At 65.8% G+C, this 13,617-nt stretch carries 9 protein-coding genes, 1 tRNA gene and 1 pseudogene; 1 reads left to right on the top strand and 10 read right to left on the bottom strand.

The window, feature by feature from the left end; translation table 11 throughout:
- Positions 1 to 30: 30 nt before the first annotated feature.
- Entirely contained in the window at positions 31 to 1,443 is a 1,413-nt protein-coding gene (locus tag MEBOL_RS34275; protein ID WP_157823841.1) for a serine hydrolase domain-containing protein, read from the bottom strand.
- A gap of 513 nt (positions 1,444 to 1,956) precedes the next feature.
- Between MEBOL_RS34275 and MEBOL_RS34270 the strand changes: the two genes are divergently transcribed.
- Positions 1,957 to 2,943, top strand: a complete 987-nt coding sequence (locus MEBOL_RS34270) for a cytochrome P450 family protein (RefSeq protein WP_245919104.1) — start codon at positions 1,957 to 1,959, stop codon at positions 2,941 to 2,943.
- Positions 2,944 to 3,038: 95 nt separating this feature from the next.
- Here the strand turns inward: MEBOL_RS34270 and MEBOL_RS34265 are convergent, their stop codons facing one another.
- The 9 genes and pseudogenes from MEBOL_RS34265 to MEBOL_RS34220 all read right to left on the bottom strand — a co-directional run bounded on the left by MEBOL_RS34265 (position 3,039) and on the right by MEBOL_RS34220 (position 13,591).
- On the bottom strand, positions 3,039 to 3,263 hold the full coding sequence (locus tag MEBOL_RS34265; protein WP_095981368.1) for a DUF2283 domain-containing protein: 225 nt from the start codon (positions 3,261 to 3,263) through the stop codon (positions 3,039 to 3,041).
- Between the two features lie 20 nt (positions 3,264 to 3,283).
- Positions 3,284 to 3,718: a tetratricopeptide repeat protein gene (locus tag MEBOL_RS41575; protein ID WP_157823840.1), complete on the bottom strand. Its 435-nt coding sequence runs from the start codon at positions 3,716 to 3,718 to the stop codon at positions 3,284 to 3,286.
- A gap of 271 nt (positions 3,719 to 3,989) precedes the next feature.
- Positions 3,990 to 4,656, bottom strand: a pseudogene (gene sitA5, locus MEBOL_RS34255) (SitA5 family polymorphic toxin); the annotation flags it as partial.
- Between the two features lie 313 nt (positions 4,657 to 4,969).
- Positions 4,970 to 7,513, bottom strand: coding sequence for a hypothetical protein (locus tag MEBOL_RS34250; RefSeq protein WP_095981366.1), 2,544 nt, complete (start codon positions 7,511 to 7,513; stop codon positions 4,970 to 4,972).
- A complete protein-coding gene (locus MEBOL_RS34245) occupies positions 7,510 to 8,448 on the bottom strand; it encodes a hypothetical protein (protein ID WP_218920842.1) in 939 nt (312 codons plus the stop codon). Before MEBOL_RS34245 ends, MEBOL_RS34250 begins: the two co-directional genes overlap by 4 nt.
- Positions 8,449 to 8,755: 307 nt before the next feature.
- The gene (locus MEBOL_RS34240; protein WP_095983074.1) at positions 8,756 to 9,961 is read right to left on the bottom strand and encodes an IS701 family transposase; all 1,206 of its coding nucleotides are present in this window, start codon (positions 9,959 to 9,961) and stop codon (positions 8,756 to 8,758) included.
- A gap of 138 nt (positions 9,962 to 10,099) precedes the next feature.
- Complete coding sequence (locus MEBOL_RS34235; protein WP_157823839.1) at positions 10,100 to 11,275, bottom strand: hypothetical protein; 1,176 nt, start codon at positions 11,273 to 11,275, stop codon at positions 10,100 to 10,102.
- Between the two features lie 688 nt (positions 11,276 to 11,963).
- Positions 11,964 to 12,037, bottom strand: a tRNA-Arg gene (locus tag MEBOL_RS34225).
- A 174-nt stretch (positions 12,038 to 12,211) separates the two neighbouring features.
- Positions 12,212 to 13,591 carry a spinster family MFS transporter gene (locus MEBOL_RS34220; protein WP_095981364.1) on the bottom strand — a complete coding sequence of 460 codons (1,380 nt, stop codon included), beginning with the start codon at positions 13,589 to 13,591 and terminating at the stop codon, positions 12,212 to 12,214.
- Positions 13,592 to 13,617: the final 26 nt, after the last annotated feature.

Here is a 13,617-nt window from a genome sequence, read left to right as displayed (position 1 = left end):
GGCGCGGAAATCCGCTCCTCCTCGCGGACGTCAGGGCTGTTTCTGGAAGGGATTGCGGAGATGAGGAGGATCCTGGGTTTCCTTTCCCAACGACTCGATCCGCTCCTCTGGCGCCTGGCTTCTCGTCTGCTGCCGCTTGGGAAGCAGCAAGGCGCGCGGTCGCGGCTCGAAGGGATTGCGGATGTGGGGAGGATCCTGGGTCTCCATTCCCCGGGCTCGGATTCGCGCTCGCTGCCGCTCGGACAGCATTTCGGGGAAGAGCACCTCGAACACCCTCTCGGGCACGGGGCCCACGTGACGGCCATTGAGGGCCGAGCGGTTGGCCAGCACCACCACCGTCATGTCCTTTCCGGGCAGGTACTGCATGGTGGCGTTGAACCCGAATACCTCACCCCGGTGGCCGATGAAGCCATACTTCGTCTGCTTGAACATCGACAGGCCCACCTGGAGGTTGGGGACGATCGTATCGATGAAGGCCTGTTGCTGCCGGCGGATCTCCGGGCTGATCAAATCCCCCTTCACTTCGGCGTCGAACCACTTCAACAAGTCCCCCACGGTGGAGATGATCGCGCCGGCCGACCACGCGTTCGACATCTCCTGGAGGGTGATGTCGACGTCCTTGTCGGTGCAGGAGGGATCGATCATGCGGCAATTGGCTTCTCCCAGGAAGTTGAAGAAGTTGGCGTAGCCGCGGTTGTCGGAACCGACGGAGGCATTTCCCACCTCGGGAATCTGGGTGTGCCGCAGGCCGAGCTGGCGGAAGAACCGGCGTTGGAGCACCTGCTGCCAATCGGTGACCGGGTACCCGTCGACCTTGGCGGCGATCATCCCCAGCAGGATGCCATTCGTGTTCGAGTACCAGAACGTGGAGCCCGGTGGAATCACCGTGTGGTTGGCGATCGACTGATCACGCAACTGCTGCGCGAGCCCCAGGAGCTCCTGGGGTGAATTCCAGACGTTGAGCGGATTCTTGTACACGGTGATGATCCAGGGCGGGTTGTCCGTGTAGCTCTCGATGCCGCTGGTGTGGTTCATCAACTGGCGGATGGTGATGGCGTTGCCATCGATGTTGGGAAACACCCCCGGAAGCCATTTCTCCAGGGTGTCATCGAGGCGAAGCTTGCCCTCGCTGGCCTGCTGGAGGATGGCCATTCCCACGAAGTTCTTGGTGATGCTGCCAAGCCGGAAGGTCGCTTGGGGCGACATCTTCCGGGTACAGGCCTCGTCCTCGCAGCCGATGGCGCCGATCCAGGGCTCGGAGTCGCCGATCCGAACCGCCATGATCATTCCCGGCGCCTGCTCGTAGGCCTGTGCTTCCTCGAGAACGGATTGGAGCTTGAGCGTGACCTCGGGTGGCAGGGGCTTGGGCTTGGAGGGCTTCGGAAACCCGATCGTACGGCATCCCGAGAGCACCAGGAGCGCGGCGAGCAGTACCGCGGTCAAGGCGTGAACCGGAAGGAGAGAAGTGGAGCGTCTCATCGTCGGGGCCTCGTTTCATGGCGCGCGTGGCGCGGTTCAAGGGCGAGGCGTGAATCGCCAACGATGAAGGGTGTCGGTGACCTTGCTCCTCGCCGTTCAAACAAGAGAGTTGGCATTCACCAGACGTGACGGAACCGGAACGCTCGACCGGACGAATGGACCCGCGCTCCACTCATGAGCGGAGCTGTCACGACATGCGAGTCCACACCCCATCTTCATGAGTGCCCTGTTCCCAGACGGAGAGAATGAATGACCCCTGAACTCAACCTCGCGGCCCCCGAGTTCCGGGCGGACCCGTACCCGACCTATGCCCGGCTGAGGAAGACATCGCCCATTATCACTCTTCACCGACCCTTCGTTGGGAGGGCTTGGCTTCTCACTCGCTACGAGGATGTGGTGAATGCATTGTTGGATCCCCGCCTCGCGAGCAGCCGCCACAATGCCGTGGGAGGAAGGAACCCGACGGATCGGTGGTGGATGCCCCGCCTCTTCCGGACATTCCAGACGAACATGGTGGCGAGCGACCCGCCCGATCACCGCCGCCTGAGAGACCTGGTGCACAAGGCGTTCACTCCTCGCCGGGTCGAGGAGCTGAAGGGGACGATGGAGCGGCTCGTCAGCCGCCTGCTCGATGAAGCCGCGGAGAAGCGGAGCATTGATCTCCTCTCCGAGTTCGCGGCGCCCCTCGCTTTGACGGTCATCTCGGCGATGATGGGTGTACCCGAGGAGGATCGGCCGAGGTTCCGCCGGTGGACCTCCCGGCTGCTGGATTCGAAGCTCGAGACGCCCCTCGACTTCATCCGCCGCTTCCCCAGCGCCTCCCGGATGCTGGGCTTCTTCCGCGAGCTGATCCGGCTGCACCGCGAACATCCCGGGGAGGATCTATTGACGGGGCTCGTGCAGGCGGAGGAACAGGGAGATCGCCTCGGCGAGGATGAACTCATCTCGATGATCTTCCTGTTGCTGCTGGCCGGGCACGACACCCTGGTGAATCTCATCGGGAATGGGATGCTCGCGCTGCTCCAGAACCCGGATCAGCTCCAGAAGCTGCGCGAGCACCCGGAGCTGATCGGCTCGGCGGTCGAGGAACTGCTGCGCTACACCAGCCCCATCGAGATGCCCACGCCGCGCTTCGCCCGGGAGGACATCGAGTTGCACGGGCAGCACATTCCGCGCGGCGCCATGGTGGTGCCCATCCTGGCCTCGGCGAACCGGGATGAGGCGGTGTTCGAGAACGCGGACCGGCTCGACATCACCCGGCACCCCAACCGTCACGTGGCGTTCGGCCTGGGCGCGCACTACTGCATGGGGGCGCCGCTGGCGAGGCTGGAGGGGAAGATCGCGCTCCTGGCCCTGGTGTCGCGCTTCCCGGAGACGAGGCTCGCGGTGCCACGGGAGCAGCTGCGCTGGCGAGGGTCGCTCGGCCCACGGGGGCTGACCTCCCTGCCCCTCCACCTCTCGTGAGCCTCCGACTCTCGCAGGGCTCACCGGGATAACCCAAGAATTACGGCGTTTCTCCCAACTCACGGAGCTTGCCGCGTGCAATCTCGTTCAGGGCATCACGCCAGGATCTCGATTCCAACCAGAACTCCATCCTGGTCGAAGTCGAGCACCACATCGGGACCCGCGTAGGAACCCATGAGTTCGGCCAGCCTGATCGACTTCGACATCTTGCAGGTCTCACCGGGATGACTCGGGAGGCGCAAATAGGCCACGTCCTGATCGTCTTCGGAGACTCGCAGCTCGAAGCGCCCGAGCTTCTTCTTGGAATCCGTCTGCCCCATTACGGCCTCCAGGCCAAGAACTACGGCGTTTCCCCCAGCTCACGGAGCTTGCCGCGTGCAATCTCGTTCAGCGGCTCCTTCTGGAGGATGCGGCGGTAGAGCCGGACCTTCTCGGCCGACTCACGTGCCAGTGCCGCCTCCAAGGTGAGAACCTGCACGTGCTCCGGGTCCAACGCCTGGGCCATGCCGAGCTGCCGACGCGCCTCGCCGTCTTCTCCCATGAGGAAATAGATGAATCCGAATTCAACCCGTGTGAGCACGTCCTTGGGCATCAGCTCCAGGAGTCGTTCATAGGTGGGCACCGATACCTCGGGCTCAGCGTAGAACTTTCCTGCAAGCACCCGGAGTACAGCGGGGTCGGAGACGTGACGAAGCGTATCGCGGAAGGCCCGCTCTGCCTCTGCTCCTCCTGTCTCCAGCACTCGCTTCGCCAGAAATTCGAGATGGTCCGTCATGGGGGAATGAAAGCGGTGTTGATGGTCAGGTTCGCAATCCCCCCGAACCTATCATTGATCTTGAGGGTGCTCTCGAAGATGGACCCTTGGGGGGTTGTGGCCAATGCGCTGACCTTCCCATCGAGCTGGCGGACAGCGTCGATGAGGAACTGTCGTTGCTCTGGCCACGTTGGAGCCAAGCGGTCGAGGTTGTGCTTGGAAACGTCTACGTGCACATCTTTGACCGAGATGTCATCACCGCTCGCCGGGAGCGGGGCGCTCGTGGCACCCGACCCCTGAGCCGACATCGCCACGGCGCCCGGAGCAAGTGCGATGGTGACGGCCTCGGCACTCACGGCGACCATCTCGACCTCTCCCACTGCCGCGAGGCGGAGGCCCACCTGTGTCTCCGCCCGCGCCGCCGCCTGCATCGCACCGGGCAGCGTCGGCACCTTCGCCGCCAACCCCGCCGCCGTGTTGCCGAGCGCCACCGTGGCCAGCATGGCGAACGCACGCGCCGCGTTGCGGCCCATCACCTTGCCATACCGCTCCCCGGCCTCGCGCAGCTCGTTGAACGTGGCGGCTCGGTCCGCCTCGTCCATCAGCCGCTTGAATCCCACGACGAGTCCCCAGAAGGTGTCGACACCCACGTAGGAGATGAGTGTGGCGGTCATCACCGCCGCGAGGCCCTTCGAGACCGTCACGTCGGGAATCGAGATGAGGACCATGTACGTCGTCCAGGTCCAGAGAACCGCTGCCACCATGGCGTGTGGGTCGGCCATGTCCTTGAACGCCGCCAGCATCTCGTCCAGCACGGCGCCCTTCGCGAGGGCGAGTGCAAGAGCGAAACGGCCGTCCCCGTTGACGATGGGGCTCTCCGTCAGCAAGCGGAGACAGTCTCCGGGCCTGCCGGTGCGCTCGCACCAGCGCAGATAGTCGCGCGTCAACCCCACCTCCGCCGCCGGTAGTGCCCATCCTGGCCTCGGCGAGCTAGAACCTGCAGCTCACCGGAATCAGCCGCGAGGGTCTCCATATTGGACTGCTCGCCCCGGGACGAAGGGGTGGTCAGCGGCACGGAGGTCCTCCACGCATTCGACTTCGCTCCACCGGTCGATTCGCCGAATCCCTTCCCAAGGGTGCGCGGCAGGTGATGTACCTCACGCTCTCCCTAGTGGGTGACCTCGAATCTCATCTGGCCGACAAGCCTGATCCGGAGTGAGGGGCGTGTCGGAAGCCATTCGCATGTCAGAGCGCACGGCTTGTCGACCAAACTCAGGTAGACGTCCTGTCGAAGAAGGACTCACACCAGGGACAGATCACGTTCGTCACCTGGTGGGCGATGGTAGTGTGGTACGTCCACGTTGTGCCGTTCTTGAACAGCGGCCGATGGCAGTCGTAGCAGTGGGTCCTCTCGGTCCGCATCCGGCAGCGCTTGCAGTCGAGGAACCAATACGTCTGGTCCTTCTTTGTGCGCCGCGCCGTGATCGCCGCAGGAACGTGGCGGCCGCCGCAGCCCAGGCAGAAGCTGCGCGACGTCCAGGAACTGGTGCCGTCCTCATGATGCTCCTCCCATGGCCTGGGGAAGGCGGCCTGGAACACCATCGCCAGCAGGCGCTTGAGGTGCTGGGTTGAGCTCGCTCCGGACGACGTCACGCCGGTCTGGACCCAGCCGCGGAGATGGCCATGTTTGTCCGTTCCGTCGTAGTCGCAGTGTGCGCCCCAGTCGAGAGGTGAGGTGGTCTCGAAGCGTGCCGTGGCCTCGCAGGGCTGCAGGACGAAGACCCTCCCGCTCTCCACCGCCGCGTCGTATCCCTTCACCGCCACCAGCTCGCCTAGAGTGTGGCGAAGCTCGCCGACGCCCCAGGCGTCCCTGAACTTGGCGTCCAGGACGATGCCCCCGCTCTGGCGATCTTCGTTGTCGGCCAGCCCGGCCTCCGCCCTGCCCGTGAAGAAGACCTCCAGGACGAAGTCGGGCCGATGCCCCGTGGGAAGCTCGGCCTGCCAAGTGAGAGCCACCTTCAGCTCCAGGTCATCGCGCGAGAACTCGAACCGGATGTTGCTCGTGCGCGCGACCGCGGCCGCGACAAGCTTCTCTTCCCAGCGGAGCTCGGGCGCGAAACCGAAGTCCCTCGTCAGCAAACGGAAGAGCTTCAGTAGACACCACTTCTCGTAGATGTCGCTGACGTGGAGGATCGAGATGTTGCTCAGCTCCTCCAGCTTCGAGAGGTCTAGGCCACCGCGCTCCAGCAGCGCGTGGACCTTCTTGAACGCCGTCAGAACGGCCGCGTAGTCCGGGTTGGTGACGAAGCTCATCCCCGTCGGGAAGATGGGGCTGCTCGCGATCCCCAAGCGGTTGAAGGCTAAGTCAACCGCCGCCAGGCTTCGCCTCCACCGCTCCACCGCCACAATCTCCGCACCGACGGCGTCCTTCCGCTTCCGCGCCATCTCCGCCCGCCAATCGCCCACGTCCGCCTCGCGCCTGAGCTCGCGTAGCTCGTCGACGGTCAGGCGAACCAGCCAGTTGTTCTCTTCCAGGTGTCGCTTTGTCGCGTCCCTCCTCTCGAGCTCGTCCCGCCCTGGCACGGCCTCGAGCACCGAGGCAAAGGTGAGCTTCAAGTATGGCTTCTCGTTCTTTGAGAAGAGGCGCTCGCTGCGCGGGAGACCTCGGATCGTGAGGTCGCGGCAGATCCGATGTGCTCCCAGGACCAACTCGAAGAAGTCCTTGGGTAGGACGATCACCTTGTAAGCGAACTCGTTGCCCGGGGTGCCCTTCGGTTCCGACTGCCGCCTATAGAAGAACGAGCAGGGCTCGGAATACTGCTCCTCCAGGCGGATGGGGAACGACTGGGTCTCGCCCCGATCGCTCGACAGGGACCTGAAGTTCGCGATCGCATCCAGCTTCCGTCGTCGCTCATCCGTCTGCCGCTCGAACACCCCGGGGTCGACCCGACGCTGCTCCATCGCGCGGTTGCGCCGGGCGCGCTCGCACTCCTCGGAGGCGATTCGTTCCAGGAAGCCCGAACGCACCGAGGCCGCCGACCAGAACGCGCCGGCCACCTTCAGGGAGGCTTCCAGGAGGTGTCGTACGTAGCGGTTCTCCGCGATGTTCGCCGACTCAATGAAGACCCTGCTGGTGAGCTGGCGGGCCGCCGGATCACGCGCGTACTCCCGGAAGGTCGCCGCGGTCGGACGCACCTTCGAGATAGGTCGCGGTGCCCGATCCTCCCGGATGGCGACCGCGGGGGACGCTAGCACCCGTCGCGACGCGGCGTGCAGTTCTCCCAGCGCCTCGGCGAGCTCGGTCCCGGCCCCGGCGCCTTTGCCGGTCGCCGTGGCGCCGGAGGCGTCGCCCATGATCATCCAGAGGAGATCGCCGCGGAAGTCGTCGATGTACGCCTGGATCTCGGCACGACCAAAGGACGACAGGCGGTTCTCGATCCGCAGCCGCTCCTCGCCGATCCGGACGTCGTACCTTCCAGCGCTCCGCTGGAGCTCGCTGAGGTGTCGCTTGCCGGCGTGGTCCCAGCCGTGGCTGAGCAACCACCAGGTGCCACCACTCCGTCGGTCGGACATCTGCAGAAGAGGGACCTCCTCACCCGAGGCGGCCACGAGGACGGGGGTCGCCTTCTCGAGCTTCTGCCCCAAGCTGATCCCGAGCCACGGGACGTCATTGAAGATCGTGCTCTCGACGACGAACCCACCGTCGGCGCACAGCTCCAGCTCGAGCGGCGCCGGCGCCACCTCGATCTCGCGGGCGACGCCCTCCGACTGCCACTCGATCCGGAGGTACCGCGCCTCGAAGGCAGGGAGCGTCACCGGGACCAGAAGTTGGCAATGCCGTTGTTGCCTTCCGCGCGCGCGATTAGCCCGTCCAGCGCCTCGACGGCGGACTCGGTCACCTCGGCACTGTCCATGCCTTGGAGGTCCTTGGCCAGGGCATCCCGAAGGCCGATCAGCACCTCCCTGCGCTTCTGGCCTCCGGCCACGGTCTTCTCCACGTCGAAGGAGATCTTGGGGAGGATCTTGTGGAGTGCGACCGCGTTCAAGGCCGATTTGCCATTGGTCCCCGCCTCCTCCGCCCTCCGGAGGTAGTGGAGCGATTGCCGGATGGCCCGCAGGCCGAACTCGATGCCCAGCGAGTCGAGGTGGTCCTTGGCCAGCCGGACCAGGAGCTTCACCTGCGGATCAGCCTGGTCGAAGGCTGGGTACTCGGCGCGGACGCCGAAGTCGTGGGCCACCAAGTTCATCGGCAGGGCCAGGTCGAGGTCGAACGTCTCCAGCTCGCGCTCGACGTTGGCCCAGTCGATCAACACGGGGTTGCGGAACCGCATCACGTGCGCACGGTCGAGGACCTTCGGTGACAGATAGTGCGTGGTCTCGTCCACGTTGATCGCACCGATGATCCAGACGTTCGGTGGGAACCGGAAGCCGGGCGAGATCTCGAACAGGGCGGAGTTCGAGCGCCTGAGCTTCGCGTGGTGAGCGAGGAGCGCACCGGCCTCCTGGAGGCCGGAGAGCCTGCGGAGTTCGAGGTTCGCCTGGTCGTTCCGCAGCAGGTCAGTCAGCGATGCATCGTCCGGCAGGCCCGCGCGCCTCCGGGCCTCCTCCGCCAGTTCTAGGAAGATCCTGTTGTCGACGACCGCCTGTCGCTCCTCCCCCGTTGCGTACAAGGGGATCCAGGGCGCTTCCTGGCGCGACTCCAGCAGGCTCAGGAAGTCGGCGAAGTAGTACTCCACGCGCGCGAGGTTCATCTCGTCAAGGCAGATGAAGTGCGGGGTCTCCGGTTCGCGCTCGGCCGCCAGCAGCGCCTGGAGGAACAGCGACGGGTGGAAGCGTCGCTCGATGGGGTTGTAGTAGCCGAGGAGGTCCTCGGAACTAGTCCAGTTGGGCTTAACACTACTGCGTCAGGGGCCCGAAAGATGAATGGGGATGCCAGCCAGGGGCCGTGAGGGGAACTGGGGGCTGGAGCGGTGGCAGCAAGGACAGCGAGGCAGCCAGGTGGCAATCACCCGGGCCATGGCAAGCCGTGCGGTGATGAAGCTGTCGTGAAAGTGGCGTTCAGGCCTGGAGCGGCTGCGCGTGGGCTTCACCCGCCCCTCGGGCCGAGGGGGGAAAATGCCGCGCGCGTTCGGCGATGATGAACGCGTAGCAGCACAGGGCGACGGAGACGTGGTGGTGCCAACCTGGAAAGCGCCGACCCTCGTAGTGGTCGAGCCCGAGCTCTCCCTTCAAGTCCTCGTAGACGCGCTCGGTTCGCCAGCGCTGCATGACAAGACGGATGAGCTGTTTCTTACTCATGCGCTCTGGCACTGAAACAAGGAAATAGTTAGCCGGCTCGGACTCACCTTCGCGCCATTCAATGAGCAGCCAGAGCGGTTCTTGTTGGCTTTTGGGAACTCCCGCGGCAATCACACGACGCAAGGCGAAACGCGCCCAGAGCGGCTCACGGGTGCCGCAGCGCCAGGTGCAGCGTCGAAAGCCTCCGCGCTCGTGCAGGTGCGAAGCCATGTCCTTGACGCTCATCGCCTCGCCCTGGGGGCGTCCCTCGTCGTCGAGGAGGCAAACGGCCGTTTGGGGGTCTACACCCACTGCATAATGCAGCCCCAAGGAGCGCACCTGTGCGCGGAACTCACTGGAGGAGCCATACGCGGAGTCCGCCAGGGCGACTCCTTTGGGAACGCCGTCCGCTATCGCTCGACGAATCATCTGCACAGCCAACTGGGGTTTTGTCTTGAAAGTCACCTCCTCGGGGATTCGGGCCTCCTGACGACGAGCGGAGTCATTGACCCAGGACTCGGGCAGGTACAGCTCGAAGTCGATGGGGAGGTGCTCGGTGCGGGTGGCGAGGCTGAGGCTGACGCCAATCTGGCAGTTGGTGATTTTGCCCGCCGAGCCGGTGTATTGCCGCTGCACGCCCACCGAATGCTTGCCTTGCTTGAGAAAGCCGGTGTCGTCGACAATCCATGCCTCGATGGGCTCGCGCTGCGTCATGGCGCCAAGGGCATAGCCAGTGGCCTCTCGGCGAACCTCCCGATCGCTCCAGCGGGAGTTGACAGCGAAGTGAAGCAGGCGCTGGTGCATGGCCTCGGTCTTGTCGGGGTCGGGGCAGGCCCGCGCGGCAATGGGCTCGACGCTCTTGCGCTCGCCCTCCCCCAGGAGGCCCAGGGCATAAAGGGCAAAGGAACCTCGGCGACTGTCCCCGCCCAAGACGTCGCCAATCTTTTGGAAATACGCCTCGAGTCGTTCAACTCCCTGGGCGTCCATGAAGGTGCGCATCATCTGGCTCACTGAATGGGCTTCACGACACAATCAATACGCACCGGCCGACTTTCGCGGTAGGGGTCCACACCTGACTTCCAAGACCAGGCGAGCAGACAGGCCCCTCCTTCACCTCCTGCTCAGTCATGACGCAGTAGTGTTAACCGGCACGACAGTGCACCGTCCCCCGATGGCAGAGGCGACTGACTTCACGAGGCTGGTCTTGCCGGAGCCCGAATCTCCGGCGAGCACGATTAAGTCTCGGGTGCGCAGCAGGGTGAGGAAATCGAGCAGCTGCGCGCGCGTATATCGCGTGTCCTTGTGCCAGAGATGCGCCTGCACGTAGGCCGCCAGCTGCCGGAAGTCCCCGCCGAGCGCGTCCTGGAACCGATGCCCGCTGCGTGCGTCGGCCCGCCCGGTGGTGGGAACGACCTTCTCCAGATCGGTCCTGTCGAGGAGCTCGAGCGCGACCAAGCGTTCGCCCCTCTCGCGGAGGAGCGCCTCCAGCTCACGAAGCCTGCCTTCCAAGGTGACTCTCCTGTGCAGGAACTCCGCGTCGAGGGCGGCGACGCGCTCTGTTAGCTCGGCGATCGCCCGCAGGCTCCGCTCGTGTACGCCATCGAGGGACCGCTTCTCCAAGACGGCCGCGTCCAGCGCAGACCGCGCCTCGCGCAGCTTCGCTTCCGCGTCGGCGGTCTCACCGCGCAGCTTCGTCACCGTGTCGGCGGTCTCTCGGCGCAGCTGCTCCTCCAGCGCTTCACGGATGCTGGCCAGGATCAGCGGCTGGTTGGCCGCCTCGCGGTGCTGGACCCTCATCCAGCTTTCGGGGACGGAGGTGAACGGCTTGAGCGTAAGTGGACGGACCTTGCAGGCGAACGGATCGCCCTGCTTCTCCCGCTCCGGCTTGGGTGAGAGCTCCAACTCGGCCAGGGCGAAGCTCCCCGTGCCGCCAAACGCCTTCAGCACATCGAGCTCGGCGCCCGGAACGAAGGCCCGCAGGTGCGCCTTCGAGGTCTTGGTCGGCGGGGGAAGCGGGAGGCCCGTGTCGGGGTGATGCAGGTCCTCGAGGAACCCGTAAAATCCCCCGGCCAGCCGCACGCGGCCGATGACCCTAATGTGCGCAGCGCCTTCCTGGCCCCACGATCGCGCGAGGATGGTGAGCAGGTCTGCCTTGGACCAGTCGAGCGATGGCTCTCCCCAGCCAAGAGCCTCTCCGCCGGCCCCGGGCCCGCTTTCGCTAGGTGGTTCGGAGGTCATGCCTTCCCATGGACCCGTCGACGGCGCCGCGCGAAGCGATGCTAACACGATGTGGTCGAGCATAGGAAGGACAGGAGCCCTCTTGGGCGTAGCGGGCGGGAGCAGAGCGGGAGGTGAGGGACGCTGACGGGGAGCCCATGAGCCGCACGCCGAGCCGGCACAGAAGCCTTTCATCTCCAGCAGACACACGCCTGCCCAGCCCAGCCGCTTTCCCAGGAGGGGCGCGGCAGGTGCCTGGCTCTCTTGGCTGGCTGTGGCGGCTTGAGCTTCAACACCACGCTCACTGGGGCGGCCCTCTCTCAGGGGCCAGGTGCCCACTCGCCGTGGGCCACCCCAGGTACTCCACAATCGCTCTCTCCCCTCCTGCTCCCTTCACGTACGCCAACACCCGCCGCTTGCCTCCACACCTCAAGCACGCGAACACATCCGCCAGCAACGTGGTGAGGTTGTCCCTCACCGCCTCGTACAGCACCGTCCCCTCCGGCTGCCTCCGCCGGTACGCCCACCCGCGCTCCTCCACCTGCCCCTCCCCAGCCACTCCTCGCCAGGGCTCACGCTACGGAGGGGCTCCCACGGGCTTCCGTGGAGCCCCTGGCTGCTTGGGTGGTTCGAGGCGCCACCAGGACAGCGCGTCAGGAGGGGCGAATCCGGTACCAAACGGGTACCAAATCCAGCGAACGCGCCCGAACACCCCTGAACGCCCCCGGACAGAAAAACGCCCTGCTTCCGGGGACTTGGTAAGCAGGGCGAGTGGCCCCGGCTGGAATCGAACCAGCGGCCTGCGGTTTAGGAAACCGCCGCTCTATCCAACTGAGCTACGGGACCGTGAGCGAACGCGGTTTATCGCAGACCGCACGTGGGTTGCAACGATGTCGCGCCGTCCTCTGGGTGGACCGGGCCCTTCGCGAGCCGGGTTTCGTCCTGCCCGGACGCGTTCTGATGGATTCTCGACGGATTGCGGTCCGCCCGGTTCCGACACCGCCAGGGTCTCGGGGGTCGTCAACCCGCGATGGCAGTCCGGGTCGGGGGGGCGCCTGCGCCTCCTGCCCCGGCGTCCTCGACGGCCAGTGCCTTGCTCATCCGCCGCGCATCGGCCACGAAGCTGCGCGAGGCGAGGAAGATGAAGAGCGCGGTGAGGAGCAGCGTGAAGGGGACGAGGTAGAGGGCGTCGTGGAGCCCCACCGCCTTGAACTCCTCGGTCACCTCCGTTGCGCCCACCGCGCGCATCGCCGCCAGGGTGAGCGTGTCGGAGAGGCCGCCCACCATGGCCGGGCCCAGCGCGCCACCCAGCAGGTACATGCCCGCGAAGTACAGCGCGACGGCCGTGGCCCTCAGGCGCGGCTCCACCAGGTCGTGGATGGCCGGATAGACGCTCGTGTAGTAGTTGTAGAGCCCGAGCCAGCCGAGCCCGAAGAGGCCGGCGAAAAGCGGGACGGACGCGCGGCCGGAGAGCAGCGCGAGCCCGGTGCAGACCGCTCCGAGCAGCAAGCTGGCGGCTCCGAAGAAGAGGCGCCCCCGCTCCGACCGCGCGTGGAGCTTGTCCGCCACCAGGCCCCCCAGCGTCAGGCCCACCAGGCCCGTGACGCCCGAGATGAAGCCGGTCACCACGGCCGCGGACACCAACTCCAGCCCGAAGTAGCGCTGCAGCAGGGGGACAAGGAAGGAGTTACCCGCGTAGGAGGCGAAGTTCATCATCACCCCCGAGAGGATGAGCCAGAGAAAGGTGCGGATACCGAGCAGCGTGCGGATGGGGTGAGCCACGGGCGCCTGCGTCCCACGCACCTCCTCGCTCGCCCCGCGTGGCGGCTCCCGGATGCGGAAGAGAAAGAGGGCGAGCACCAGGCCCGGCACGGCGGCGATGACGAAGGGCGCTCGCCAGCTGCCAAAGGCCTTCACCATGCCGCCCACGGTGAAGAACGCGAGCATCAGCCCGAGCGGCAACCCGAGCATGTAGAGGCCCATGGCGCGGGCCCGCTGGTTCGCCGGGTAGAGATCCGAGATGAGAGAGTTGGCGGCCGGCGCGTAGCTGGCCTCACCCACCCCTACGCCCAGGCGCAGGAGGAAGAACGAGGCATAGCTCCACGCCAGGGCGTTGAGCCCGGTGAAGGCGCTCCACACCACCAGGCCCCAGCCGAGCACCTTGCGACGCGCGCCCGTGTCCGCCAGCCTGCCGAGCGGGAGGCCCGCGACGGCGTACACCAGGGTGAAGGCAGCGAAGACGAGCCCCAGCTGCAGATCGCTCAGGCCGTACTCCTCGCGAAGCGGCTCGGTGACGATGGCCGGGAGGGTGCGATCGAAGAAGTTGAGGAGGTTGGCGAGGAAGAGCAGGAGCAGGACTCCTCCCGCCCGAACCCGCTGCCGGTTTGCGCCGTTGTTCAAGGAAACATCCTCTGTGACGTCACGGG

The organism is Melittangium boletus DSM 14713 (genome assembly GCF_002305855.1).
In the GTDB taxonomy this organism is placed as follows: Bacteria; Myxococcota; Myxococcia; order Myxococcales; family Myxococcaceae; genus Cystobacter; species Cystobacter boletus.
The sequence above is the reverse complement of the archived record's forward strand: the minus strand, read 5'-3'. Positions and strand labels throughout refer to the sequence as shown.

Coding starts and splice junctions, on each gene's coding strand:
- MEBOL_RS34270 (WP_245919104.1), top strand. CDS start 1,957: ATGCCCCGCCTCTTCCGGACATTCCAGACGAACATGGTGGCGAGCGAC.
- MEBOL_RS34265 (WP_095981368.1), bottom strand. CDS start 3,263: ATGGGGCAGACGGATTCCAAGAAGAAGCTCGGGCGCTTCGAGCTGCGA.
- MEBOL_RS41575 (WP_157823840.1), bottom strand. CDS start 3,718: ATGACGGACCATCTCGAATTTCTGGCGAAGCGAGTGCTGGAGACAGGA.
- MEBOL_RS34245 (WP_218920842.1), bottom strand. CDS start 8,448: ATGAACCTCGCGCGCGTGGAGTACTACTTCGCCGACTTCCTGAGCCTG.
- MEBOL_RS34240 (WP_095983074.1), bottom strand. CDS start 9,961: ATGGACGCCCAGGGAGTTGAACGACTCGAGGCGTATTTCCAAAAGATT.
- MEBOL_RS34235 (WP_157823839.1), bottom strand. CDS start 11,275: ATGCTCGACCACATCGTGTTAGCATCGCTTCGCGCGGCGCCGTCGACG.